The sequence below is a fragment of the Streptomyces sp. JNUCC 64 genome (assembly GCF_054484115.1).
The window spans coordinates 7,461,639-7,484,483 of record NZ_CM137015.1 but is presented as its reverse complement, the minus strand read 5'-3'; the positions used below and the strand labels follow the sequence as shown (position 1 = coordinate 7,484,483).

Below are 22,845 nucleotides of genomic sequence, written 5' to 3'. Positions count from 1 at the left end.
GCTCCTGAAGCGCGCCGCCGGACCGGATCCGGCTCAGGCGCCCCGCAACGTCCTGCCGAGCACCGCGCGTTGCACGGGCAGCGCCCCCGCGTGGGTCTCCCGTCCCTTGGCCGTCAACCGCACCTGGACGCCGCGCCGGTCCCGCGCGCACATGCCGCGCTCCACCAGGCCGTCCTTCTCCAGCCGGACGATCAGCCGGGACAGCGCGCTCTGGCTCAGATGGACCCGTGCCGCGATCTCCTGGACGCGGTGCGCTCCGGCGCTGCCCTCCTCCTCGTACCCGGCGAGGACGTCCAGCACCTCGAAGTCGCTGACGCCCAGGCCGTGCCGGTGGAGTTCCCGGTCCAGTTCGCACATGGTGCGGGCGTGCAGGGTCAGGATCTCCCGCCAGCGGTCCACGAGGGGGTGTTCGGAGGACTTCACGGTCATGGCGGGCAACCGTAGCAGGGGGCGGGTGAAAGAGGTGTGTGCTTTCGACGCGTACACAACACCTGGCCGATTCGTGAGGGCTCGGGGCCTTCTCACGCCTTGTGCCGAGGAACCGCATCCGCCCCGCTGAGACGGGGGAAGCACGGCGGAACGGGCGCCCGGGACGGCTTCCCGCAGGTGAGAACATCCTCATGACGAAAACCGTTCTCCATGACGGTGGCCTCCGACGCCCGGCCGCGCCGGGCCGGGTCCGCCGCGCCCGCCCGGCTCCTTGTCCCGCCCGACCGGAAAGCCCCCCGGAAGAAGGGGGGGCCGGACGGCCCCGGAGAGGCCAGGGAGCGCCTAGCCGAGCCAGCCGGGCCGGACCAGCCCGGACTCATAGGCGAGTACGACGAGTTGGGCGCGGTCCCGGGCGCCCAGCTTGACCATCGTCCGGCTCACGTGCGTCTTCGCGGTGAGCGGGCTGACCACCAGGCGGCGGGCGATGTCCTCGTTCGAGAGTCCCATGCCCACCAGCGCCATCACCTCGCGCTCCCGGTCGGTGAGCGGTTCCAGCGAGGTCGTCGCCGCAGGGGTACGGGAACGGGCCGCGAACTCCGCGATCAGACGGCGCGTCACCCCCGGGGACAGCAGCGCGTCACCCGCCACCACCGCCCTCACGGCGCGCACCAGTTCCTCCGGTTCGGTGTCCTTCACCAGGAACCCGGAGGCCCCCGCGCGGATCGCCTCGAAGACGTACTCGTCCAGTTCGAAGGTGGTGAGCACGATGACCCGGGTCTCCCCGGCCGCCGGGGCGGCGAGCAGTCGGCGGGTGGCCGTCAGCCCGTCGAGCCGGGGCATCCGGACGTCCATCAGGACGACGTCCGGCCGCAGTTCGCCCGTCAGCCGTAGGGCCTCCTCGCCGTCGGCGGCCTCACCGACCACCTCGATGCCGGGCCTCGCGTCCAGCAGCGCCCGGAACCCGGCGCGCACCAGCGCCTGGTCGTCGGCGAGCAGTACACGGATCACGGGCCCTCCCGGGGCGGTTCGGCGGGCGGCGGCCCGTCGTCGGACGCGAACGGCAGGACCCCGCGCACCCGGAATCCGCCGTCCGGCCGGGGCCCCGCCTCGATGGTGCCACCCAGCGCGGCGGCCCGTTCCCGCATCCCGGCCAGCCCGTTGCCGCCGCCGCCCGCGTCCGCGCCGGTCGGCGGCCCGTCGTCGTCGATCCGTATCAGCAGCCGGTCGTCGGCGTACCCCAACAGGACCTCGGCCCGGCGCGAACCCGAGTGGCGGACCACGTTGGTGAGCGCCTCCTGGACGATCCGGAACGCCGCGAGGTCCCGTCCCGGCGGCAGCGGGCGGAGGGTGCCGCCGGTGGTGATCCGCACGGTGAGCCCGGCCGCGGCGGCCTGGTCGGCGAGTTCGGGGAGCCGGTCGAGCCCGGGGGCGGGCGCGCGGGGCGCGGCGCCGGGCGTCCGCAGGGTGTCGAGGACCTGGCGGACCTCGCCGAGGGCCTCCTTGCTCGCGGCCTTGATGGTGGTCAGCGCGGCGCGGGCCTGTTCGGGGTCGGTGTCCAGCAGGGCGAGGCCCATCCCCGCCTGGACGTTGATGACGGAGACGCTGTGGGCGAGGACGTCGTGCAGTTCGCGGGCGATCCGCAGCCGTTCCGCGTCGGCCCGGCGGCGGGCCGCCTCCCGTCGCGCGGTCCGTTCCCGGTGCCACTGCTCGTGGCGCACCCGCCCCAGCTCCGACAGCGCGAGGACGGCGACCAGCCAGGCGGCCAGGACCGCTTCCCGGCCCCAGGGCACGGCCCCGTCCCCGGCGGGCGGCAGCCAGGGGTACAGCGTGTGCGTCACCAGCAGATGGCCTGCCCACCAGAGTCCGAGGGCCGTCCACGCGGCGCGGCGGTGGCCCGTCACCACCGCCGCGAAGCCGGCCACCGCGAGGACCAGGAACACCGGGCCGTAGGGGTATCCGGCGGCGAGGTAGCCGAGCGCCCCGAGGGCGGTGCCGAGGACGACCGCCACCGGGTGGCGCCACCGCCACAGCAGCGCGGCGGCGCAGCAGACGAGCAGCACCCGTCCGGCGGGCCCGAGCGGTTCGCGGCCGGGTTGCGTCTGGGCGGCGAAGTGGGTGCCGACGAGGACCAGGGCGGTCACGGCCAGGGTGGACCGCCACGGCCACCGCGCCCGGTCGGGCCGGGATCCCGCCGGGCCGTCGTCCGGCGCGGTCCCCCGGCCGCCCGGTCCGATCCACCGCCGCCAGGGCGGGCCGGACCGTCCGGGGCCGTCCGGTTCACCGTCGTCGTCCGCGTACCACCGTTCCATGCGGCTCACGCTAGACATCCGCCCCGGTGGGGGCGTCCGCCGGGCGCGGTGTCCCCGGGTACTCCCCCGGGAGTACGTTCCCGCGCGGTGCCGGGCGGGTGCCGCGCGGCACGGGTTGGCCGGGCTTCGTCTCCGGGCAGACTGGCACGGGGCGGACCAGCCCCGATCCCGTCGGTCCAGCCGCCCGGGGGCCGCTCCGGCGCGGACACGGAGGAGGTCCACGATGACCACGCACTACCTCGCACCGCACCGTTTCACCCGGGCGGTGAACCGGGTGGTCGGCCGTCTCGCCCGGCACGGCGTCAGTCTCCACGGCTCGGCCGAGTTGTCGGTGCGGGGACGGGAGAGCGGCGAGTGGCGCCGCGTCCCGGTCAATCCGCTCGCCCATCCGGGAGGCCCGTACCTGGTGTCGACGCGCGGGAACTCCGCGTGGGTGCGCAATCTGCGGGCGGCTCAGGGGGGACGGCTGCGGGTGGGCCGCCGGGACTGGGAGTTCACCTCGGTGGAGCTGTCCGACGAGGAGAAACCGGAGGTCCTGCGGCGGTACCTGGAGCGCTGGGGCTGGGAGGTGAGCCGGATGTTCGGGGGACTCACCGCCCGGTCGACGGACGCGGAGCTGCTCGCGGCGGCGCCCCGGCATCCGGTGTTCCGGCTGACGCGCCTGCCCTGAACGGCGACGGGAGGGGGTGGGGGGACGGCGGGACCGGACCGGGCGGACCTCGTAGGCCGGTGGTCCGGACCCCCCACCGCCGTCCGGGGACGGAACGGCGGCGGACGACCCGCGGATCAAACGGATCCGCGGGTCAACGGGTCAACGGGTCAACGGTCCAGTGAGGAGAGCACCCGTCCCGCCACCGGGTGCGTGCGCACGATCTCCCCGAGCGTGGTGCTCCCCCGGGTGATCCGGGTGAACGCCTTCCACGCCGGACGGAAGCCGGTCACCGCGGCGTGCACCATCCCGGGCCTGCGGGCGAAGAGCGCCATCATCCGTTTGCCGACGCTCATCTCCACCCCCAGTCCGGCCTTCACGGCGAACGCGTAGTTGAGGGCCTGGCGCCGGGTGTCGACGGCGTCGTGCGACTCCGCGATGCGCACCGCCCACTCCCCCGCCAGCCGTCCCGAGCGCAGGGCGAAGGAGATGCCCTCCCGGGTCCACGGCTCCAGCAGTCCGGCCGCGTCGCCGCAGACCAGGACCCGGCCCCGGGAGAGCGGGGAGTCCTCGGTGCGGCACCGGGTGAGGTGGCCCGAGGAGACGCTGGGCTCGAACCCGGCGAGTCCGAGCCGGGCGACGAAGTCCTCCAGGTACCGCTTGGTCGCGGCGCCGTCGCCGCGCGCGGAGATGACTCCGACGGTCAGGGTGTCGCCCTTGGGGAACACCCAGCCGTAACTCCCGGGCAGCGGGCCCCAGTCGATGAGGACGCGGCCCTTCCAGTCCTCGGCGACGGTCGGCGGCACCGGGACCTCGACCTCCAGCCCCAGGTCGACCTGGTCGAGCTTGACCCCGACATGGGCTCCTATCCGGCTGGCGCTGCCGTCCGCCCCGACGACCGCCCGCGCCAGCAGGGTCTCGCCGCCCTGGAGGACGACCGCGACGGTGCGCCGGTCGGGCACCGCCGTGCCGTGCTGCTCGACCCGGGTGACCGTGGCGCCGGTCCGCAGCTCGGCCCCCGCCTTCTGCGCGTGCTCCACCAGCCGCTGGTCGAACTCGGGGCGGTCGACGAGGCCGAACAGGGTGTGCCTGGACCGGCGGGTGCGGCCGAAACGGCCGTCGAGGGTGAAGGTCACCGCGTTCACCCGATCCCTGAACGGCAGTTCGAATCCGGGCGGCAGCGCGTCACGGGAGGGGCCGATGATGCCGCCGCCACACGTCTTGTAGCGGGGCAGTTCGGCCTTCTCCAGCACCAGGACACTGCGCCCCGCCACCGCCGCCGCATAGGCGGCGGAGGCCCCCGCGGGTCCCGCCCCGACCACGACGACGTCCCAGACGTGACGGGCCTCGTCCGAAGTGTTCTCGCTGCTCACGTTGGTCTACCGCTCCGATCCCACAGCTTGCCGCGCTTCCACCAGGCATCCTACGGCGGACGTCGGCACCCTCCGTTGTGGGAGGATCATCGGCGCCCGCGCGTACGCCACAACGCGCACCGCGTGGACGTCCCCCTAGCACCACCCGCCTCACCCGGTTCCAGCCGTCGCACCCACCAGGAGCGTGCCCCATGACGTCGAATCCGCTCGCCGACACCGTCGCCTCCCTCATGCCGGGGGCCCGCGCCGAACTGGCCGAACTGGTGGCCTTCCGGTCGGTGGCGGACTTCGCGCAGTTCCCGAGGAGCGAGAGCGAGGCCGCCGCGGGCTGGATCGCGGACGCGCTGCGCGCCGAGGGCTTCCAGGACGTGGCGGTCCTCGACACCCCCGACGGCACCCAGTCGGTGTACGGCCATCTGCCCGGCCCCGAGGGCGCGCCGACGGTCCTGCTGTACGCCCACTACGACGTCCAGCCGCCGTTGGACGAGTCGGCGTGGCTGACTCCGCCGTTCGAGCTGACCGAGCGGGACGGCCGCTGGTACGGGCGGGGCGCCGCCGACTGCAAGGGCGGACTGGTGATGCACCTGGTGGCGCTGCGGGCGCTGAAGGCCCAGGGGGGCGTCCCGGTCGGGGTGAAGGTCATCGTCGAGGGCTCCGAGGAGCAGGGCACCGGCGGCCTGGAACGGTACGCCGAGAGCCACCCGGAACTGCTGCGCGCGGACAGCGTCGTCATCGGCGACGCGGGCAACTTCCGGGTGGGCGTGCCGACCGTGACGACGACCCTGCGCGGTATGACCATGGTCCGGATCGAGATGGAGACCCTGGAGGGCAATCTGCACTCCGGCCAGTTCGGCGGCGCGGCCCCCGACGCGCTCGCCGCGCTGATCCGCGTCCTGGACTCGCTGCGCGCGCCCGACGGTTCGACCACCGTGGACGGGCTGTCCGGTGACGGGTCCTGGGAGGGGATCGCGTACCCGGAGGACGCCTTCCGGGCGGACGCCCACGTCCTGGACGGGGTGGAGCTGATCGGTTCGGGCACGGTCGCGGACCGGATCTGGGCGCGGCCCGCGGTGACGGTGCTGGGCATCGACTGCCCGCCGGTGGTGGGGGCGACCCCGTCGGTGCAGTCCCGCGCCGGGGCGCTGGTGAGCCTGCGGGTGCCGCCGGGCGTGGACGCGGCCGAGGCCACCCGGCTGCTGGTGGCGCACATCGAGGCGCGCACCCCGTGGGGAGCGCGGGTGCGGGTGGAGCAGACCGGCGAGGGCCAGCCGTTCCGCGCGGACACCTCCAGCCCGGCGTACACGGCCATGGCCGGGGCGATGGGCGCGGCCTACCCCGGCGAGCGGATGCAGTACGCCGGTCAGGGCGGTTCGATCCCGCTGTGCAACACGCTCGCCTCGCTGTACCCGGAGGCCGAGATCCTGCTGATCGGGCTGAGCGAGCCGGAGGCCCGCATCCACGCGGCCAACGAGAGCGTGTCCCCCGAGGAGTTGGAGCGGCTGGCCCTCGCCGAGGCGCTGTTCCTGACCGGATACGCCAAGAGCTGACGCGGACCGGCGGTACCGGTACGGGTCCCCGTACCGGTACCGGGGAAGCCGCGCGGACCGCCGGACGGCGGGGTCGGGGCTTCCCCTTGACGGCCCTCACCATGACAGGCGTCCCATGACCGGCTTCCCACGGCAGGCGTCCGCGGCAGACCCGGACGGGCCGCGACGCGGACGCCCCACCGCAGCGGGCTAGACCGGAACGCCCGCCTCCAGATAGACCGCCGCTCCGCGCTCCCGGGCCCGCAGCGCCCAGCTCAGCCGGGCCAGCCGCTCGGGGGGCAGCAGTGACCGCGCCTCCTCCTCGGTGACGAAGCGACAGCCGCGCAGTTCGGAGCCGGGCAGGAGCAGCCGGCCCGCGTCGGGGTCGAGGCGACCGCCGTCGAAGAGCAGGCGCAGGCCCCCGTAGCGGGGCGGGGCGGGCGGTTCCCAGTCGACCACGAGCAGCCGGGGCACGGTGCCGAGGCGCAGCCCGGTCTCCTCCTCGACCTCGCGCAGGCCCGCGCGGGCGGGTGCCTCGCCGGGCTCCACCACTCCGCCGGGGAACTCCCAGCCCGCCTTGTACGTCGGATCGACCAGCAGGACGCGGTCGTGGTCGTCGAAGAGGAGCACCCCGGCGGCGACGGTCTCGGCGGTGGGCTGCGGGGTCTGGACGATGTCGAGGACGGGGGCGGCGTCCGTACGGACGGCCTCCGCGATCCGGACGGCGGTGTCCCGGGGGCTCAGGTGCCCGTTGTCCACGAGATGGGCGTCGGCGGCGAGCCAGGTGCCGAGGGCCGTCAGATAGGGCTCGACGTGGTCACGGCTCCACTGCCGGACCCGCGTCTCGCCGTCCGTCGCGCCGGGCGGCACCTCCCGGTGCTCGATCCGGTCCCGCAGGATCGTTTCAGCCGGGGCGAGCAGCACATGACGGACCGGAATCCGCCGGGAGGCGAGCCCTCCGAAGATCTCGTCGCGGTACTCCTGGCGCAGCAGGGTCATGGGGACGACGAGGACCCCGCCGACCTCGGCGAGCAGGGCCGCCGCCGCGTCCACCACCAGGCGCCGCCAGATGGGCAGTTCCTGGAAGTCGCCGACCTCGGCGAGGTGTTTGGGCGGCAGTAGTTGGGGCAGGGCGCCACCGATCACCTCGGGGTCGAAGAGCGTGCTGTTCGGGATCAGCTCGATCAGTTCCCGCGCGGTGGTCGTCTTGCCCGCACCGAACGCCCCGTTGACCCAGACGATCACGGTTCCCCCTCCTCTGTCGGCCCCTGAGGCTTGCCCGCAACACCCTGTCACGGAAACCAGGGCCCGCCGAAAGGGACCGTACCCACAGTCGGGCCGGGTACCTCAGCTTCCGCTCATGACCGGCGGACGCGGGGCCGCGGCAGCCCCGGACGGGCCCGGGACGGGGACTATCCGCCCGTGCGCCCGGTTCCCCCGGCGGCCAGCGCGGCGGCCGCCGCGCCGACCAGACCCGCGTCCGTCCCCAGCCGGGCGGGCACCACGGTCAGCCCCCGGACGAACGACAGGGTCGCGTACTCGCGCAGCGACCGGCGCAGCGGGGCGAACAGCGCCTCGCCCGCCCGGGAGACCCCGCCGCCGACCACCGCGACCTCGATCTCCACCAGGGCGGCGGTCGCCGCGATCCCGGCGGCGAGCGCCCGCGCGGCCCGTGCGAACGCGGCCCGGGCGACGGGGTCGTCCGCGCGGGCGTCGGCCGCGACCGCCGCCGCACAGGGGGCCGCCCCCGGCGGTGGCCGCCAGCCGCCCGCCAGGGCGTGCCGGACGATGGCCGGGCCGCTGGCCAGGCCCTCCACGCAGCCGCGCGCGCCACAGGGGCAGGGCTCCCCGTCGATGTCCACGCACAGGTGCCCGATGTGGCCCGCGTTGCCGGTGGGGCCGGGGTGCGGCCGTCCGCCGAGGACCAGGCCACCACCGACCCCGGTGGACACCACCAGGCACAGCGCGTCGTCGTGGCCGCGCGCGGCGCCCCACCGGTGCTCGGCGGCGGCGACGGCCACCCCGTCGCCGACCAGGGTGACGGGCAGCCCGCCGGTCAGCGCGCCGACCCGCTCGACCAGGGGACTGCCGCGCAGCCCGGGGATGTTGACGGGACGCACGGTGCCCGCCGGGACGTCCACCGGCCCGGCGCTGCCGATGCCGACCGCCCGTACCGACGGCCACAGCGGGGATCCCGTCAGCTCGTCGAGCGCCTCCGCGACCGCGCCCAGCACGGTCGGCCCGTCCCCGTCCTCCTGTGGGGTGGGGCGCCGGGCCCGTGCCCTGACGGTGCCCCGGTCGTCGACCAGAGCCGCCGCGATCTTGGTTCCGCCGATGTCCAGCGCGGCGACGAGTTCGGTGGGCACGGGTGGGTTCTCCTGGGGGGAAGGGCCGTCCGGTCCGGGCGGGAGGAAGCGTCCGGGCGGCGGGGTCAGTCTCGACCCGGACGACAACGTTGTCCAGGTTCTATGCTCGACAGCCACCCGCCCGCGCGGAGCCGCCCGTCGCCCGCGTGCCGACAGGACAGGACACCGCGCAGTGGCAGACGCCTCCCGGAGAGCCGAGAACCGCTACGGCAATCGTCCGACGATGAAGGACGTCGCCGCACGGGCCGGAGTCGGACTCAAGACGGTCTCCCGTGTCGTCAACGGTGAGACCGGGGTGACTCCCGACACCGAGCGCCGGGTCCAGGAGGCCGTCGACGCGCTGGGGTTCCGCCGCAACGACAGCGCACGGGTGCTGCGCAAGGGGCGCACCGCGACCATCGGTCTCGTGGTGGAGGATCTCGCGGACCCCTTCTACGGTCCGCTGAGCCGTGCCGTCGAGGAGGTCGCCCGCGCCCACGGCGCGCTGCTCGTCAACGGGTCCAGCGCCCAGGACCCGGAGCGGGAGCGGGAGTTGGCGCTCGCGCTGTGCGCGCGCCGGGTGGACGGTCTGCTGGTGGTCCCGACCGGGAACGACCACCGGTACCTGGAGCCGGAGATCAGGGCGGGCGTGGCCACGGTGTTCCTGGACCGGCCGGGTGGCCGGATAGCGGCGGACACCGTGCTGTCGGACGGGTACGGCGGCGCGCGGACCGGGGTGGCGCATCTGCTCGCGCACGGACACCGGCGGATCGGCTTCGTCGGTGACCAGCCCTTCGTCCACACGGCGGCGGAGCGGCTGCGCGGGTACCGCGCGGCGATGGCGGACGCCGGGGTCCCGGTCGAGGACGGCTGGATGTCCCTCGGTCCGACGGCGCCGGAACGGGTGCGGACGGCGGTGGAGGGCATGCTGTCCGGTCCGGAACCGGTCACGGCGCTGTTCGCGGGGAACAACCGGGTGACGGTGACGGTCGTCCGGGTGCTCGCGGAACGACGACGGCCCGTGGCGCTGGTCGGGTTCGACGACCTGGAACTCGCGGACCTCCTCCAACCGGGCCTCACCGTGGTGGCCCAGGACGTCGCACGGCTCGGCCGGACCGCGGCGGAGCGCCTGTTCGAACGGCTGGCGGGACCGGGCGGCGCGCTGGAACCCGAGCGGATCGAGTTGCCGACCCGGCTGCTGGCCCGGGGGTCGGGCGAGATACCCCCGGCACCGGACCGGACGCCCCGGCCGCCCCTCGGCACGGACTCCTGGGGCCGGGCCGGCGAGCCGGGGCAGTGGTGAGGGTCCGGCCGCCGAGGGGCCGTCCGGGAGCGCGGCACGGTCAGGGCCGGGTGGGGACGCGATCCGAAGGGGCCGTCAGCCGCGGTGCGGTGAGGACTGGTCAGGGGGTGCGATCCGGCCAGGAGCCGTCAGCCACCGTGAGGGCCGGTCAGGGGCCTTCGGGGTGAGGCACGGTCAGCGGAGCGCCAGTACGGCGAGCGCGCCGCCGTAGGCCACCACCAGCCGTCCGTCCGGGATCACGGCCACCGCGCCCGGGCGGGCGGGGAAGTCCGGTTCGCCGCCGAACCGGCGCCCGGTGACCAGGTCCCACACCCGGACCGTGCGGTCGTGGCCGCCCGTGACGGCGACCGCGCGGCCGTCCACCCGTCCCGTCGCCACCGCACCCACCCCGCCGGTGTGACCGGTCAGGGGCTCCCCGACCGGCGCGCGGGTGCCCAGGTCCCACACCCGGACCGTCGCGTCCAGTCCCCCGGTGACGGCGACCGCGCGACCGTCCACCTCAGCCGTCGCCACCGCCCTCACCCAGTGGGCGTGCCCCCGGAGCCGACCGTCGGCGGACCGATCGCCCCCGAGGTCGTGGACCCCTCCGGTGGAGTCGACTCCTCCGCTGACGGCCACGGGCCGCCCGTCCACCACCGCGGTCGCCACCGCCCACACCGTGTAGGCGTGTTCCCTCGGGAACGCGCCGATCTCCCGGGCGGTGCCCAGGTCCCACACCCGGACCCTGTCGTAGCCGCCGGTGACGGCGACGGTGCGTCCGTCCACCACCGCCGTGGCCAGGGAGTGCACGCCGTCGCCGTCGACGAGGGGGATACGGACGGGCCGACCGGTGACCAGGTCCCACACCCACACCACCCCGTCCTCACCACCGGAGACCACGACCGCGCGACCGCCCAACGACGCCCACGCCACCCCGGTCACCGGACCGTGATGACCCGTCGGGGGTTCACCGACGGGGTGGCCGGTGGCCGGGTCCCACACCCGTACCGACCCGTCCTCACCACCGGAGACGACGACGGTCCGACCGTCCTGGGACCCCACCGCCATGGCGGCCACCGGGCCGTCGCGCGCGGCCACGGCGCCTTCGGGACGCGGACCGTCCCGGCCGTCCGTGGCCCAGACGACCTCCCACCGCGCCCCCGGGCCACGGGGCCCGGCGGGCCGTACCGGCCCCCGCACTAGCGGAAGAGGTTCTTGAAGAAGGACTCCCTCGCCGCCCGCCGGTTGCAGGTGAAGTCGCAGTACATCGTGGGGTACCACCGCCAGCGCTGGACCACCCGGCGCCCGCAGTACACGCAGGGCTTGGTGATCACGTTCCCGTCGTCGTCCTTCATGCGCGCCACCGTACGGAGGACGCGCCACGGATCACCCACGGGTGGGTGACGGTACGGCAACAGCCGCTGGCGGTACCCGCGCACGGTCCCGTCTGGCAGGCTGGGCACGCGTCGAGAGGGTGCGTCCCCACGCGGAACAGGAGGCACGGTGGCGGGAGTCGAGCGTGAGCCGACGGAGGTGCGGATACCGCGCGCGGCACTGACCGCCCTGGCGGCGGCGCTGAGCGTGCGCACGGTGGCGATGCGGACCTGGCCCGACGGCATCGAGTGGATGTATCCGATGGGGACGTGGGACCACCCCCACCTGGAGGTGGCGCTCATGCCCGGCGGCGAGGAGGTGTGGCTGCGCATGTCCACCGACCGCTCCAGCGTCGCCGTCTGGACCCTCGAACAGTGGTGGGAGTTCACCAGGGAACTGCCCGGTGGGACACCGCCCGACTGAACTCTTCGGGGCCGGACCGGAGCCGGACGGCGAGAGCGGCTCACACTCCTACCGGTGTGACCTGACGCCCTGAGAGCGCCTGTCCGGCAACGAGCGGCGCGGCGGCATGACCGTAGGCGATGGCGCGAGGCCCCGTGACCGTAGAGGTGGTCACGGGGCCGTCAGCTCTCTCGGTCGAACCCCTGGGCGGGTCCGGTGTGGTCAGGCTTTGCGGTGGTTGACCTCGTCGGTGAGCTGGGGCACGACCGTGAACAGGTCGCCGACCACCCCGTAGTCGACCAGATCGAAGATCGGGGCCTCCGGGTCCTTGTTCACCGCCACGATCGTCTTCGACGTCTGCATCCCCGCACGATGCTGGATCGCCCCCGAGATCCCCACCGCCACATACAACTGCGGCGACACACTCTTCCCCGTCTGACCCACCTGCGCCGCATGCGGATACCACCCCGCGTCCACCGCCGCCCTCGACGCGCCCACCGCACCACCCAACGCGTCCGCCAACCCCTCCACCACGGAGAAGTTCTCCGCCCCGTTCACCCCACGACCACCCGCCACCACCACAGCCGCCTCCGTCAGCTCCGGACGGCCCGACACCACCCGCCCCTCACGCGACACCACCCGACCCGACAACCCCGCATCCGAGAACACCACCCCCAACTCCTCCACCACCACAGCCGCCTCCCCGCCCGCGACCTCCTCCACCGGCGCCGCGTTCGGCTTCACCACGATCACCGGCACCCCCCGCGACACCCTCGACCGCACCGAGAACCCCGCCGCGAACACCGACTGCACCACCACCGGACCCCCCACACCCCCCACCACATCCACCGCGTCCACAATCACACCCGAACCACACCGCAACGCCACCCGCGCCCCCACCTCACGATTCTCCCCCGACGACGACAACAACACCGCCACCACACCACCACCGTCAACGCCACCACCAGCAGCACCGTCACCGTCACCGTCACCGGCGACCACACCCACCGCCGCCACCAACGCATCCACCTTCGGCACCACCAACAACTCCCCGAACACCACATCCTCCGACACCAACACCCGCACCGCCCCATGCGCACCCAACACACCCACCGCACCCCGGGCACCCTCACCCACCACCACCGCCACCGGCTCACCCAACCGCCGCGCCACCGTCAACAACTCCAACGACGGCTTCCGCACCACACCACCCACATGCTCCACGAACACCACCACACCAGCCATGACACACCCCTTAAACAGACGAAACGAGACGGAACGAGAGAGGGAAAGCGAAGAGAAGCGAAGAGACGAGATCAGGAAGAGAGGGGCAAAGAAGCCCCCGCACAGCCGGGAAACCCGGGAACTACACGAACTTCCGCGACGCCAGGAACTCCGCGAGCGCCAGCCCGCCCCCGCCCTCGTCCGTGACGACGGTCCCCGCGACCCGTGCCGGACGCTCCGTGATCTCGTCGACCACCGTGTACGCGCCCTGAGCGCCCACCAGCGACGCGTCCAGCCCCAGATCCGCCAGACCCCAGGACTCCACCGGCTTCTTCTTCGCCGCCATGATCCCCTTGAACGACTGGTACCGCGCCTCACCCGACTGGTCCGTCACCGACACCACCGCCGGCAGCACCGCCTCCACCACCTCCGACGCCACATCCCCGTCCCGACGCCCCCGCACCACCCCACCCGACACCGACACCTCCGACAACAACGACACCTGAGGCACCCCCAACCGCTCCGCCAGCAACGCCGGCAACACCCCCATCACCCCATCCGTCGACGCCATCCCGCACACCACCACATCGAACCCCACCCGCCGCACCGCCTCCGCCACCACCAACGACGTCCCCATCACATCCGAACCCCCGATCCCCTCATCCTCCACATGCACCCCACGGTCCACCCCCATCGCCAACGCCTTCCGCACCGCCACCCGCGCATCCTCCGGACCCACCGTCACCACCACCACCTCCGCATCCCCCGACGCCTCCCCCAACCGCAACCCCTGCTCCACCGCATACTCATCCAACTCCGACAACAACCCGTCCACCCCCTCACGATCCACCCGACCATCCCCCAGAAACCGCCGCTCACCCGCCGCATCCGGCACGTACTTCACACACACAACGATCCTCAACGTCACGGCGACTCTCCTCACAGGTCGTCAGTTCCGGGTGGTCCCGCAGGCAGCATAGGTGCCCGAAGTGCCCTTTTCCGGGCGCGGCAGGGCCGCGTCCGATCCGATATTACTCACGAGTAGGCATCTCGGGGAGGGGGCCCGCGAGGTGGGAAGTGTGAGCTGGGCGACGACGTTCCGGCACCACGCGAACGACGGGGCGGACACCGGAAGAGGACGAGAAGGAAGACGGGAAGAAGGCAGGAAGGCAGGCCGGAACGAGGACAGGGACGAAGAACGGGGGAAGGCGAGGAACGCGAGAGAAGCGAGGAAGCGGAGCGGGGCGGAGCGAGGCTGAGCGAGGCAGAGCGGCGGGAAGGTCAGATCACGGCGGCGAGGGCCGCGATGACGTCGGCCGTGCGGGGCTGACCGCTCGCCCGGCGGACGACTGTGCCCCGCGCGTCGAGGACGAGGACCGTCGGCGTCCGCTCGACACCGAGCCCACGGACCAGCTCCAGACGCTCCTCCGCGTCGATCTCGACGTGCCGGACCCCGGGCACCATGCCCGCCACCCGGTCGAGCACCCGACGGGTGGCCCGGCAGGGTTGACAGAAGGCCGTGGAGAACTGGACGAGCGTCGCCCGCTCCCCCAAGGGGGCGCCCAGTTCCGCCGGACCGAGGGAGCCGAGGGCTCCGTCCCGGCGGTCGGCGGCGTCCGCGTTCCGCATGTCGCTCTCCTGTCGCGAAGGGGGCGGCGGAACGTCCCGCACGTCCCGTCCATGGCGGCGGCACCTCCCGGAGCGACACCTCCAGGACACGTACACCACCAGCGGAAACGTATCTTCAGCGCACCGGATTCCCACCCCGCCGTCCATGGGGCGCCGTGACCCGCCAGACGGCCGGGCGGGGCCCGCCATCACGGCCGGGTGACCCCGGGGAACGGTACATGTCGGCAACGTGACGAGAATCTCGCGCTGCGCGGGTGCCAGGACTGGCCCCCGCTTCGTTCTTGGGGCACGATCTGCCGGAGGCCGCAAAACCTACGGCTGCGTAACTTCCCGCCGGGACCTCTCCTCCCCCTGGCAGACAGAAGGGCCTTCCCCGTCCATGGCAGAGCTTGTCTACCGCCCCGTCATCGGCTTGGCCCTGACGATGTTCAAAGCGCTCGACCTCAAGATCGACTGCAAGGGCTCGGAGAACATCCCGCGCACCGGCGGGGCGGTGCTCGTCAGCAACCACATCAGCTACCTGGACTTCATCTTCAACGGGGTCGCCGCGCTGCCACAGAAGCGACTGGTCCGCTTCATGGCGAAGGACTCCGTGTTCCGGCACAAGGTGTCGGGTCCGCTGATGCGCGGGATGAAGCACATCCCGGTGGACCGCGCCAAGGGCGAGACGGCGTACCAGCACGCCCTGGAGTCGCTGCGGTCCGGTGAGATCATCGGGGTGTTCCCCGAGGCGACGATCTCCCAGTCGTTCACGCTGAAGAGCTTCAAGTCGGGTGCCGCCCGGCTCGCCCAGGAGGCGGGCGTACCGCTGGTCCCGATGGCGGTGTGGGGGACCCAGCGCCTGTGGACCAAGGGGCACCCGCGCAACTTCCGGCGCCAGCACATCCCGATCACCATGCGGGTGGGCGAGCCGCTGGAGGCCCCCGCCGGCCAGTACGCGGGGGCGATCACCCGCCGGGTGCGCGACCGGGTGCAGGAACTCCTCGAAGCGGCCCAGCGCGCCTACCCCGTCCACCCCAAGGGCACGGACGACACCTGGTGGATGCCCGCGCACCTGGGTGGCACCGCTCCCACCCCGGAGGCGGTGAAGGCCGCGGAGGCCAGCTGACCGGCTCCGGACCGGGACCACGGCCGGGACGGGAACGGGCCGGAAGCGGAACGGAACGAAGGGGCGGGCGGGCCGGATCACGGGCCGCCCGCCCCTTCGCCGTTCAGCCGGTGACCGACGGGCGGAGGGTGACCACCGCTCCGGGGCTGACCTTCTGGATCAGTTCGGCCAGTTCGGCGCCCGCCGCCTCGGCCCCGGCCGCGCCCGTGGGCTCCAGGACCTCCAGCAGGAACAGCGCCGCGCCGGACTCCTCGGTGAGCCGGGTGCGCACGCCCTGGCGCCAGTTCCAGCGGCGGCAGGTGACCCCCTCGTCGTCGCACCAGACGACCTCGCCCGGCTCGGGGCGCTCCACCACGGGCTCACCGGCGGCGGCGGTCGGGAACTCCTCGTCGCCCCGGGCCCTGACCAGCCGCATCCCGCCCCGGACGCGGTCGGCGTCCTCGCCGCCGACCGGGATGAGATGGGCGACGCTGATCGCGTTGTAGACGTCGACCAGCGCGTTGACGCGGGGCAGTCCCGCACCCGAGAGGGCGCGCTTGGCGAGCGCCTCGGCCGAGTTGCGGGTCCGGGAGGGCTTGGCGCCGAAGGCCGTGTACGCGGCGCGCCAGGCGGCCATGTGCGGGTCCTCGTGCGGGGCGCGGCCGCCGAGCCGCGCCGAGAGCCGTCGGGCCGCCTCGTCCAGCAGGGCCGAGGTCGCCTCGGTGCTGGCGGTGTTGACGAGCCCCCGGGCCTCGACGGCGACATGGGTGAAGCCGGGCACGAGGGCCCTGACCTCGTCGGACACGGTGAGCTGGATGGTCATCGTCTGCCTTGCCTGCCGTGGTCGGGTACGGGCGGCGCGGCTCACAGCGAAGCGGGCAGGGTCCGTTCCAGCGTCGGGCGGTCCGGTGCCTCCTTCAGTGCGCGCAGCACCACTGGGTGCGGTGCAGCATACAAGACCGGATAGTCCACCTCGCTGGACTCGGGGCGGACCGGGAAGGCGAGCCGCTCCCGCTCCACGGAGAACCGGGCGTCGATGCCCCCGGTGTTGCCCCGGGCGTCCAGGCGCGCCCAGTCGGACCGCCCCGGCAGTCTCAGGGCGACGAGTCCGTGGACGACCGTACCGCCGTCGTCGTCGGCGAGCCGCTGGTAGCAGAGGCCGGCCGGGACGCCCGCGGCCCGCAGCAGGGCGGCCAGGGCGTGCGACTTGGCGTAGCAGATCCCCGTCTCCAGGGTCAGCACGTCCGAGGCGCGCCAGGTGACGCGGGGGTCACCCGCGTCGATGGAGTGCGGTATCCGGTCGCGTACGTACTCGAAGGCAGCCCGTGCATAGTCATGCGGGGTGCGGGTGTCCAGTCCCAGCCCGGACGCCACCTCCCGGACCCGGGGGTGGTGGTGGTCAAGGGCTTCGTCGGCGGCGAGATAGGCGGACAGCTCCGGCACATCTTGAACGAGTCGCATACCTTCAGCATAGGTATGCGACTCGTCGAGATTCAATGCATTACGGAGGCGGTTCCGGCGGGCGGCGCCCGTCGGACGTCCCGCGAAGAACGGCGCGCCGACTAGTGCGCCATCTCCTCCTTGAGCGCCGCGAGGAACCCGTCGACGTCCTCCTCACGGGTGTCGAAGGAGCACATCCACCGGACGTCCCCGGCGGCCTCGTCCCAGAAGTAGAAGCGGTAGCGGCGCTGGAGGCGCTCGCTCACCTCGTGCGGGAGCCGGGCGAACACCGCGTTGGCCTGCACGGGGTGGAGGATCTCCACGCCGGGCACGGAGCGGACGCCCTCGGCCAGCCGCCGGGCCATCTCGTTGGCGTGGCGGGCGTTGCGCAGCCACAGGTCCTTGACCAACAGGGCTTCCAGTTGCACCGACACGAAGCGCATCTTCGACGCGAGCTGCATCGACAGCTTGCGCAGGTGCTTCATCCGGCGCACCGCGTCGGGGTTGAGCACCACCACGGCCTCGCCGAACAGCGCGCCGTTCTTGGTGCCGCCCAGGGAGAGCAGGTCGACGCCCACCGCGTTGGTGAACGTGCGCATCGGCACGTCCAGGGCGGCGGCGGCGTTGGCTATCCGGGCGCCGTCGAGGTGGACCACCATGCCCAGGCCGTGGGCGTGGTCGCAGATCGCCCGGATCTCGTCGGGCGTGTAGAGGGTGCCCAGCTCGGTGTTCTGGGTGATGGACACCGCCTGCGGCATCGCGCGGTGCTCGTCCTCGAAGCCCCACGCCTGCCGGTCGATCAGCTCCGGGGTGAGCTTGCCGTCCGGGGTGGGGACGGTGAGCAGCTTGATGCCGCCGACCCGCTCCGGGGCCCCGCCCTCGTCCACGTTGATGTGCGCGCTCTCGGCGCAGATCACGGCGCCCCAGCGGTCGGTGACCGCCTGGAGCGCCACGACGTTGGCGCCGGTGCCGTTGAAGACGGGGAACGCCTCGGCGGTGGCGCCGAAGTGCCCTCGGATGACGCTCTGGAGGTGCGCGGTGTAGTCGTCCTCGCCGTAGGCGACCTGGTGGCCGCCGTTGGCGAGGGCGAGCGCCGCGAGGATCTCCGGGTGGGCACCCGCGTAGTTGTCGCTGGCGAAGCCCCGGACCTCCGGGTCGTGGTGGCGCTTGGCGTCGGTCCGGGGAGGGTTCACGGCTGCTCGGTGAGCCACAGACGGGTTCCGTTCACTTCACTGGCGGGCCGCTCCCAGGTTCCGGCGATCTGTTCGGCCAGGTCCTTGACGTCGGTGAAGCCCGCGAACTTCGCGCTGGGGCGTTCGGCGCGCATCGCGTCGTGCACCAGCGCCTTGACGACCAGGATCGCAGCCGCCGCGGCCGGGCCCTCGTCGCCCCCCGCCTTGCGGAAGTCGTCGCCGAGGGCGAGGGTCCACGCCTCGGCCGCGGCCTTGGCGGCGGCGTAGGCGGCGTTCCCGGCGGTGGGCCTGCTGGCGCCCGCCGCGCTGACGAGCAGGAAGCGTCCCCGGTCGCTGCGGCGCAGCGGCCCCTCGAAGGCCAGCGAGGTGTGCTGGACGGTGCGGATGAGGAGCTTCTCCAGCAGGTCCCAGTCGGCCAGGTCGGTCTCGGGGAACGAGGGGCTGCCCCGCCAGCCGCCGACGAGGTGCACCAGACCGTCGACCCGGCCGTACTCCCGTTCGATCCGGTCGGCCCACGCGTGGGTGGCCCGCTGGTCGAGGAGGTCGACGGTCTCGCCGGTGACGGTGGAGCCGCCGTGCGCGTAACGGGCCGCGTCGACGGCCTCGGCCAGTCGCGCCACGTCCGCGTCGGCGCCGACCACCGTGGCGCCCGCCTCGGCGAGCCGCAGCAGGGTGGCCCGGCCCGCCGGTCCGGCGGCTCCGGCGACCGCGATCACCGCACCGTCCAGCGCGTCCTTGCCGTTCATCGTGCTCACCTCCGGGCCGTCCTGCGGACTCACGCGGCCACCTCGCCGGAAACCGTGGATCCGGTGGCCGGGGTGGCGGCGGTGATGCCCTTGGTCGAGGCGATCACGTTCTTCAGCTTCTTGGCGAGCGCCTCATAGAACATGCTCAGGGGAAACTCGTCCGGAAGCACGTCGTCCACGAGCTTGCGCGGCGGCAGGGTGAGGTCGAGGGCGTCGGGACCCTTGGCCCAGCGGGAGCCGGGGTGCGGGGCCAGGTAGGTGGAGACCAGCTCGTACCCGGCGAACCAGTGGACGAGCTTGGGGCGGTCGATGCCGTCCCGGTAGAGCTTCTCGATCTCGGCGCAGAGCTGGTTGGTGACCTTGGGCGCGCGCTCCCAGTCGATGTGCAGCTTGTTGTCCGTCCAGCGGACCACGTCGTGCTTGTGGAGGTAAGCGAAGAGGAGCTGACCGCCGAGGCCGTCGTAGTTGCGGACCCGCTCGCCCGTCACGGGGAAGCGGAACATCCGGTCGAACAGGACGGCGAACTGCACGTCACGGCCCTGGGTGACGCCGTCGGCCTCCAGCCGGACGGCCTCCTTGAAGGCGGTGAGGTCACAGCGCAGCTCCTCCAGGCCGTACATCCAGAACGGCTGGCGCTGCTTGATCATGAACGGGTCGAACGGCAGGTCGCCGTGGCTGTGGGTGCGGTCGTGGACCATGTCCCACAGGACGAACGCCTCCTCGCAGCGCGCCTGGTCGCCGATCATCTCGTCGATGTCGCCGGGCAGCTCCAGGCCCAGGATGTCGACGGAGGCGCTGGTCACCCGGCGGAAGCGGGCGGCCTCCCGGTCGCAGAAGATGCCGCCCCAGGTGAACCGCTCGGGGGCCTCGCGCACGGCTATGGTCTCGGGGAAGAGGACCGCCGAGTTGGTGTCGTACCCGGTGGTGAAGTCCTCGAAGGTGATCCCGCAGAACAGCGGGTTGTCGTAGCGGGTGCGCTCCAGCTCCGCGAGCCACTCGGGCCACACCATGCGCAGCACGACCGCTTCGAGGTTGCGGTCCGGGTTGCCGTTCTGGGTGTACATCGGGAAGACGACCAGGTGCTGGAGGCCGTCCTCGCGGCGGGCGGCGGGCTGGAAGGCCAGCAGCGAGTCCAGGAAGTCGGGCACCCGGAAGCCGTCGGCGGCCCAGCGGCGCAGATCGGCGACGAGCGCGGCGTGGTACGCGGCGTCGTGCTCCAGCAGCGGCGAGAGCGCCTCGACGGCGGCGGCGACGCGCTCCACAGCGGCGGTGGCGGCGGCCGGGGCGGGGGTGTGGTCGGCGTCGAAGTCGATCGAACCGTCCGCGGACTGCCAGGTCCTGATCTCCTCGACGGCGGCCTTGAGCAAGGGCCAGGACGGATGCTCCACCACCCGCTCCGACGGAGAAACCCGCCCCTCCGCGCCCACCTGCACAAGAACATCCGTCATTTCTCACCCTCCACGGGACAACTTCCTACAAGACCGCAAGACCACCGTATGCGGGCAAGGACACCCACTTCAAGAGGGGGCGCCGGAAAATATCCGGCGAGGACGGGGTAACGCCGGGATTCTTCCTGTCGCTCTCCGTGTTTCCGGGCCTGGGTGGACCCCACCCCCATGGACGCGGGATGTCCTGCACGGGCCCGCGCCGGTGGACGGGACCGGTGACCGGGGCGGACGGGGTGACCGGGGCGGACAGGGTCGGTGTACGCCCCGGCGAACGAGGCGGATGGGACCGGTGGGCGGACCGGCTCCGGGCCCGGGGCCGGACGGCTCCCGCCCCCCACGGGCCCCCGCGCGGGGCGGTTAGGCTGCGGAGCGCCCAGGACGGCAGGGGCGGAGGGGCCCGGCACACCCGGTTCCCGCGCGGAGCCGTCCGCCGTCGACGGAAGCGAGTACCCCCACGTGAACTTCCTCACCATCGGCCACCGCGGAGTCATGGGCGTGGAGCCCGAGAACACCCTGCGGTCCTTCGTCGCCGCCGAGGAGGCCGGACTCGACGTCATCGAACTCGACCTCCACCTCAGCAAGGACGGCGCGCTGGTCGTCATGCACGACGCCGAGGTCGACCGGACCACCGACGGCAGCGGTCCCATCGCGGAACGGACCCTGGCCGAGCTGCGCGCCCTCGACGCGGGCCGGGGGGAGCGCGTCCCCGTCTTCGAAGAGGTCCTCGACGCGGTGCGCGCCCCCCTCCAGGCCGAGATCAAGGACGTGGCGGCCGCCCGCTCCCTCGCCGCCGTGCTGCGCGACCGGGACCTGCTGTCGCGCGTGGAGGTGCTCTCCTTCCACGACGAGGCCGTCGCCGAGGTCTCCCGGCTGCTCCCGGGGGTGCGCACCGCGCTGGTGGCCAGCCGGTACGGACTCGACGTGGTGGACCGGGCGACCGCCGTAGGCGCGGGCACCCTGGTCCTGAACATCCGACGGCTCACCCTCGAACTGGTCGAGCGGGCCCGTGCGGCCGATCTGCGGATCATCGGTTGGGTCGTCAACACCCCGGAACAGCTGCGACTGGCCCGCGCCTTCGGGCTGGACGGGGTGACCACCGACTATCCGGAGATCAAGCGGGCCGCCGCCTCCCACGCGGGCTGATCCGACCGGGCCGACCGCGTCGTCGGGGACCCCGGAGACACTGAGGGCGTCGGGGACGGCGTGGACATCGGGCGGGGCGTCAGGAGCGTCGGGCGCCTTCTGACGCCCCGCCCCGCGCCGCCGCCCCGCGCCGCCGCCCGCCGCCGGGTGCCGCCGCCCGCCGCCGGGTGCCGCCGCCCGCCGCCGGGTGCCGCCGGGTGCCGCCGGGTGCCGCCGGGTGCCCGCCGGACCGTGTCACGGGGGGGGCGGGCGCGCACGGGGTGGAGTCCTCCGGGCACGTGACGAGTTCCTCGCCCGCCGTGCTGAACACGGGTGCCCCGCCATCCGTTGTGGGGAGCGAAGGACCGGTGCGCGCGGTCCCCGCTGGGACCGGTCCCGCGCCCCGGGCCGCCCGGCCTCGGGCGACGTCCCCCGGAAGCGGGCCCGTCGGAGGCCGGGCAGACCACCTGCCCGAAGGGACACCGCCATGACCGCCTCCCGGCCGCCCCGCGACCGCGTTCCCGTACTCGGCACCACCTTCCTGGACGCCGCCTGCATCGGCCATGAACCCGAACTGTTCTTCCCCCGGGGAGAGTCGGCGCGCGAGGAGCACGCCGTCGCACGGGCCAAGCGCATCTGCGGCGGCTGCGCCGTGCGCGTCGACTGCCTGCGGCACGCGGTGGAGCACTCCGAGTCCGACGGGGTGTGGGGAGGACTCACCCCCGCCGAGCGCCGCAGGTTCCGGCGCGCCCTGCGCACCCTGTACGGCGCCGACGACGCCCTCGTCCGACGGCTGCTGAGCGGCGAACGGCTGCTCGTACCGCCGGAGCACCTCGGGTCCGTGGTGTGGCAACTCGCCTGGCACGGCTGGCGGATCGAGCGGATCTGCCTCGCCACGGCGGTCCCCCGGCCCCGGGTCCGCCGCTCGCTCTCGGCGGCCCAGTCCGCCGCGGACTTCCTGCGCGCCGCCGGGGTGGACCCCCGCCCCCGCGCGGTGCGGAACCCGGACCCCGCGACGGCCGGGGCCACCGGTCCCGCCGAGCGGGTGACGGGCGGCCGCAGGGCGGCCTGAGACGGCCGGGGGTCCCCGGCCCGTGGCGGCGGCGCCGAGGACCCCCGCCCTGACCGGTCGCGCGGCTCCGGGACCGCGCGACCGGCCCCGCCCCTTCACACCCCCCGCACACCCCCCGCGCCTCCGTGCGCCCGTACGCGCCCGCTTGCCCCGGCGTTCCCCGGGGCAGCCCTCATCTGACACCGCCGAGCGGGG

Annotated in this window: 23 protein-coding genes; 7 read left to right on the top strand and 16 right to left on the bottom strand. The window is 73.7% G+C overall.

Going from position 1 to position 22,845, the window contains the following annotated elements:
• Positions 1–33: 33 nt before the first annotated feature.
• The 3 genes from ACVWNX_RS30935 to ACVWNX_RS30925 form a co-directional block, all read right to left on the bottom strand.
• Positions 34–429, bottom strand: a complete 396-nt coding sequence (locus ACVWNX_RS30935) for a MarR family winged helix-turn-helix transcriptional regulator (protein WP_454411491.1) — start codon at positions 427–429, stop codon at positions 34–36.
• Between the two features lie 342 nt (positions 430–771).
• On the bottom strand, positions 772–1,437 hold the full coding sequence (locus ACVWNX_RS30930; protein ID WP_454411490.1) for a response regulator: 666 nt from the start codon (positions 1,435–1,437) through the stop codon (positions 772–774).
• On the bottom strand, positions 1,434–2,738 hold the full coding sequence (locus tag ACVWNX_RS30925; protein ID WP_454411489.1) for a sensor histidine kinase: 1,305 nt from the start codon (positions 2,736–2,738) through the stop codon (positions 1,434–1,436). The genes ACVWNX_RS30930 and ACVWNX_RS30925 overlap by 4 nt, the downstream gene beginning before the upstream one ends.
• Before the next feature lie 223 nt (positions 2,739–2,961).
• Between ACVWNX_RS30925 and ACVWNX_RS30920 the strand changes: the two genes are divergently transcribed.
• Positions 2,962–3,408, top strand: coding sequence for a nitroreductase family deazaflavin-dependent oxidoreductase (locus tag ACVWNX_RS30920; RefSeq protein WP_454411488.1), 447 nt, complete (start codon positions 2,962–2,964; stop codon positions 3,406–3,408).
• Between the two features lie 149 nt (positions 3,409–3,557).
• Here the strand turns inward: ACVWNX_RS30920 and ACVWNX_RS30915 are convergent, their stop codons facing one another.
• Positions 3,558–4,760, bottom strand: a complete 1,203-nt coding sequence (locus tag ACVWNX_RS30915) for a geranylgeranyl reductase family protein (RefSeq protein WP_454411487.1) — start codon at positions 4,758–4,760, stop codon at positions 3,558–3,560.
• A gap of 191 nt (positions 4,761–4,951) precedes the next feature.
• Between ACVWNX_RS30915 and ACVWNX_RS30910 the strand changes: the two genes are divergently transcribed.
• Entirely contained in the window at positions 4,952–6,307 is a 1,356-nt protein-coding gene (locus ACVWNX_RS30910) for a dipeptidase (protein WP_454411486.1), read from the top strand.
• Between the two features lie 189 nt (positions 6,308–6,496).
• Here ACVWNX_RS30910 and ACVWNX_RS30905 read toward each other — a convergent pair whose 3' ends face one another.
• Positions 6,497–7,531 carry an NUDIX hydrolase gene (locus tag ACVWNX_RS30905; RefSeq protein WP_454411485.1) on the bottom strand — a complete coding sequence of 345 codons (1,035 nt, stop codon included), beginning with the start codon at positions 7,529–7,531 and terminating at the stop codon, positions 6,497–6,499.
• Positions 7,532–7,698: 167 nt separating this feature from the next.
• Positions 7,699–8,652: an ROK family protein gene (locus ACVWNX_RS30900; RefSeq protein ID WP_454411484.1), complete on the bottom strand. Its 954-nt coding sequence runs from the start codon at positions 8,650–8,652 to the stop codon at positions 7,699–7,701.
• Between the two features lie 223 nt (positions 8,653–8,875).
• On the opposite strand from ACVWNX_RS30900, the gene ACVWNX_RS30895 reads away from it, so the two are divergent.
• Positions 8,876–9,934: a LacI family DNA-binding transcriptional regulator gene (locus tag ACVWNX_RS30895; RefSeq protein WP_454411483.1), complete on the top strand. Its 1,059-nt coding sequence runs from the start codon at positions 8,876–8,878 to the stop codon at positions 9,932–9,934.
• Between the two features lie 174 nt (positions 9,935–10,108).
• Here the strand turns inward: ACVWNX_RS30895 and ACVWNX_RS30890 are convergent, their stop codons facing one another.
• A complete protein-coding gene (locus tag ACVWNX_RS30890; RefSeq protein WP_454411482.1) occupies positions 10,109–11,011 on the bottom strand; it encodes a WD40 repeat domain-containing protein in 903 nt (300 codons plus the stop codon).
• Between the two features lie 101 nt (positions 11,012–11,112).
• Complete coding sequence (locus tag ACVWNX_RS30885; protein ID WP_454411481.1) at positions 11,113–11,268, bottom strand: hypothetical protein; 156 nt, start codon at positions 11,266–11,268, stop codon at positions 11,113–11,115.
• 148 nt (positions 11,269–11,416) lie between these two features.
• Between ACVWNX_RS30885 and ACVWNX_RS30880 the strand changes: the two genes are divergently transcribed.
• Positions 11,417–11,710, top strand: a complete 294-nt coding sequence (locus ACVWNX_RS30880) for a hypothetical protein (protein WP_454411480.1) — start codon at positions 11,417–11,419, stop codon at positions 11,708–11,710.
• Between the two features lie 201 nt (positions 11,711–11,911).
• On the opposite strand, the gene ACVWNX_RS30875 is transcribed toward ACVWNX_RS30880, so the two are convergent.
• The 3 genes from ACVWNX_RS30875 to ACVWNX_RS30865 form a co-directional block, all read right to left on the bottom strand.
• Positions 11,912–12,934: an electron transfer flavoprotein subunit alpha/FixB family protein gene (locus ACVWNX_RS30875; RefSeq protein WP_454411479.1), complete on the bottom strand. Its 1,023-nt coding sequence runs from the start codon at positions 12,932–12,934 to the stop codon at positions 11,912–11,914.
• A gap of 121 nt (positions 12,935–13,055) precedes the next feature.
• Positions 13,056–13,841 carry an electron transfer flavoprotein subunit beta/FixA family protein gene (locus ACVWNX_RS30870; protein ID WP_454411478.1) on the bottom strand — a complete coding sequence of 262 codons (786 nt, stop codon included), beginning with the start codon at positions 13,839–13,841 and terminating at the stop codon, positions 13,056–13,058.
• A 353-nt stretch (positions 13,842–14,194) separates the two neighbouring features.
• A complete protein-coding gene (locus ACVWNX_RS30865) occupies positions 14,195–14,542 on the bottom strand; it encodes a TlpA family protein disulfide reductase (RefSeq protein WP_454411477.1) in 348 nt (115 codons plus the stop codon).
• Between the two features lie 379 nt (positions 14,543–14,921).
• Between ACVWNX_RS30865 and ACVWNX_RS30860 the strand changes: the two genes are divergently transcribed.
• Positions 14,922–15,650 carry a lysophospholipid acyltransferase family protein gene (locus tag ACVWNX_RS30860; RefSeq protein ID WP_454411476.1) on the top strand — a complete coding sequence of 243 codons (729 nt, stop codon included), beginning with the start codon at positions 14,922–14,924 and terminating at the stop codon, positions 15,648–15,650.
• 103 nt (positions 15,651–15,753) lie between these two features.
• On the opposite strand, the gene ACVWNX_RS30855 is transcribed toward ACVWNX_RS30860, so the two are convergent.
• The 5 genes from ACVWNX_RS30855 to ACVWNX_RS30835 all read right to left on the bottom strand — a co-directional run bounded on the left by ACVWNX_RS30855 (position 15,754) and on the right by ACVWNX_RS30835 (position 20,456).
• On the bottom strand, positions 15,754–16,452 hold the full coding sequence (locus ACVWNX_RS30855; RefSeq protein ID WP_454411475.1) for a B3/B4 domain-containing protein: 699 nt from the start codon (positions 16,450–16,452) through the stop codon (positions 15,754–15,756).
• 41 nt (positions 16,453–16,493) lie between these two features.
• Positions 16,494–17,090 (bottom strand): transglutaminase-like domain-containing protein, encoded by a 597-nt coding sequence (locus ACVWNX_RS30850; protein WP_454411474.1) that lies wholly within the window; start codon positions 17,088–17,090, stop codon positions 16,494–16,496.
• Between the two features lie 101 nt (positions 17,091–17,191).
• A complete protein-coding gene (locus tag ACVWNX_RS30845; RefSeq protein WP_454411473.1) occupies positions 17,192–18,262 on the bottom strand; it encodes a threonine aldolase family protein in 1,071 nt (356 codons plus the stop codon).
• On the bottom strand, positions 18,259–19,008 hold the full coding sequence (locus ACVWNX_RS30840; RefSeq protein ID WP_454415004.1) for an SDR family NAD(P)-dependent oxidoreductase: 750 nt from the start codon (positions 19,006–19,008) through the stop codon (positions 18,259–18,261). The genes ACVWNX_RS30845 and ACVWNX_RS30840 overlap by 4 nt, the downstream gene beginning before the upstream one ends.
• Positions 19,009–19,037: 29 nt before the next feature.
• Positions 19,038–20,456: a DUF6421 family protein gene (locus ACVWNX_RS30835; RefSeq protein WP_454411472.1), complete on the bottom strand. Its 1,419-nt coding sequence runs from the start codon at positions 20,454–20,456 to the stop codon at positions 19,038–19,040.
• Between the two features lie 456 nt (positions 20,457–20,912).
• On the opposite strand from ACVWNX_RS30835, the gene ACVWNX_RS30830 reads away from it, so the two are divergent.
• Both ACVWNX_RS30830 and ACVWNX_RS30825 read left to right on the top strand, forming a co-directional pair.
• On the top strand, positions 20,913–21,599 hold the full coding sequence (locus ACVWNX_RS30830) for a glycerophosphodiester phosphodiesterase (protein WP_454411471.1): 687 nt from the start codon (positions 20,913–20,915) through the stop codon (positions 21,597–21,599).
• A 466-nt stretch (positions 21,600–22,065) separates the two neighbouring features.
• Complete coding sequence (locus tag ACVWNX_RS30825; RefSeq protein ID WP_454411470.1) at positions 22,066–22,650, top strand: WhiB family transcriptional regulator; 585 nt, start codon at positions 22,066–22,068, stop codon at positions 22,648–22,650.
• The last annotated feature ends 195 nt before the right edge of the window (positions 22,651–22,845 follow it).

Coding starts and splice junctions, on each gene's coding strand:
- ACVWNX_RS30935 (WP_454411491.1), bottom strand. CDS start 429: ATGACCGTGAAGTCCTCCGAACACCCCCTCGTGGACCGCTGGCGGGAG.
- ACVWNX_RS30925 (WP_454411489.1), bottom strand. CDS start 2,738: ATGGAACGGTGGTACGCGGACGACGACGGTGAACCGGACGGCCCCGGA.
- ACVWNX_RS30920 (WP_454411488.1), top strand. CDS start 2,962: ATGACCACGCACTACCTCGCACCGCACCGTTTCACCCGGGCGGTGAAC.
- ACVWNX_RS30910 (WP_454411486.1), top strand. CDS start 4,952: ATGACGTCGAATCCGCTCGCCGACACCGTCGCCTCCCTCATGCCGGGG.
- ACVWNX_RS30895 (WP_454411483.1), top strand. CDS start 8,876: ATGAAGGACGTCGCCGCACGGGCCGGAGTCGGACTCAAGACGGTCTCC.
- ACVWNX_RS30885 (WP_454411481.1), bottom strand. CDS start 11,268: ATGAAGGACGACGACGGGAACGTGATCACCAAGCCCTGCGTGTACTGC.
- ACVWNX_RS30875 (WP_454411479.1), bottom strand. CDS start 12,934: ATGGCTGGTGTGGTGGTGTTCGTGGAGCATGTGGGTGGTGTGGTGCGG.
- ACVWNX_RS30865 (WP_454411477.1), bottom strand. CDS start 14,542: ATGCGGAACGCGGACGCCGCCGACCGCCGGGACGGAGCCCTCGGCTCC.
- ACVWNX_RS30860 (WP_454411476.1), top strand. CDS start 14,922: ATGGCAGAGCTTGTCTACCGCCCCGTCATCGGCTTGGCCCTGACGATG.
- ACVWNX_RS30855 (WP_454411475.1), bottom strand. CDS start 16,452: ATGACCATCCAGCTCACCGTGTCCGACGAGGTCAGGGCCCTCGTGCCC.
- ACVWNX_RS30850 (WP_454411474.1), bottom strand. CDS start 17,090: ATGCGACTCGTTCAAGATGTGCCGGAGCTGTCCGCCTATCTCGCCGCC.
- ACVWNX_RS30840 (WP_454415004.1), bottom strand. CDS start 19,008: ATGAACGGCAAGGACGCGCTGGACGGTGCGGTGATCGCGGTCGCCGGA.
- ACVWNX_RS30835 (WP_454411472.1), bottom strand. CDS start 20,456: ATGACGGATGTTCTTGTGCAGGTGGGCGCGGAGGGGCGGGTTTCTCCG.
- ACVWNX_RS30825 (WP_454411470.1), top strand. CDS start 22,066: ATGACCGCCTCCCGGCCGCCCCGCGACCGCGTTCCCGTACTCGGCACC.